1 protein-coding gene is annotated in these 938 nt (G+C 71.5%); it reads right to left on the bottom strand.

Going from position 1 to position 938, the window contains the following annotated elements; genetic code table 11:
- Positions 1-938 (bottom strand): sensor histidine kinase (locus AC1D15_RS34550; protein ID WP_477829625.1); only part of this gene is annotated, 938 nt, incomplete at both ends.

The following is a 938-nucleotide window of genomic DNA, read 5'->3' as shown; positions in this document are numbered from 1 at the left end:
GCACGCTGCCCTGCGTGGCAACGCGCCAGCCATCCGTGCCGGCCGGCGCCTGCGCCTGCGCACCGGCCACCTGCAGCGGCAGCCGCAGCATGAACCGGCTGCCGCGCCCCGGTCCGTCGCTCTGCGCGCCCAGCGTGCCGCCGTGCAGCGCCGCCAGGCTGCGCGCGATCGCCAGCCCCAGGCCCAGCCCGCCGTGCGGCCGGTTCAACGCCTGCCGCTTGCCCTGCACGAAGGGCTCGAACACCACCATCAGCTCGTCGGACGACATGCCGATGCCCTCGTCGTCGACCACCAGCACCGCGTCGTCGCCGTCGCGCCGCGCGTGCAACGACACATGCCCACCGACCTCGGTGAACTTGGTCGCGTTGGTCAACAGGTTGGCGACGATCTGCCCGAGCCGCACCGCATCGCCCAGCAGCGGCAGCGGCTCCTCCACGCGCACCTCGAGCCGCTGGCGCTTCTGCTCGAACAGCGGGCTCACCGTCTCGACCGCCTGCCCGATCACCACCCCCAGGTCCAGCGGCGCGCGCTGCAGCTCGACACGCCCGCGCGTGATGCGCGCGACGTCGAGCAGGTCGTCGACCAGCCGCACCATGTGCCGCACCTGGCGCTCGATGATGCCGCGCTCCTTCGTCGCCGCATCCGTCCAGTTCATGCGCATCAGGTGCAGCGCCGTCAGGATGGGCGCCAGCGGGTTGCGCAGCTCGTGGCCCAGCATCGCGAGGAATTCGTCCTTCGCACGGCTCGCATCCTCGGCCTGCTGGCGTGCGCTCAGCTGTTCGGTCACCTCGTAGGCGACCACGGCGATCTTGACCGGCGCGGTGCCGTCCGGCTCGGTCAGCGGCTGGTAGACGAAATCGAAGTAGCGCGGCTCGGGCATGTGCACCTCGAACGCCTTCGCGAAGTACGGCTCGCCGCTGCGCAACACGCTGTCGAGC

This window comes from Rhizobacter sp. P2_H2, assembly GCF_056403375.1.
The sequence above is the reverse complement of the archived record's forward strand: the minus strand, read 5'-3'. Positions and strand labels throughout refer to the sequence as shown.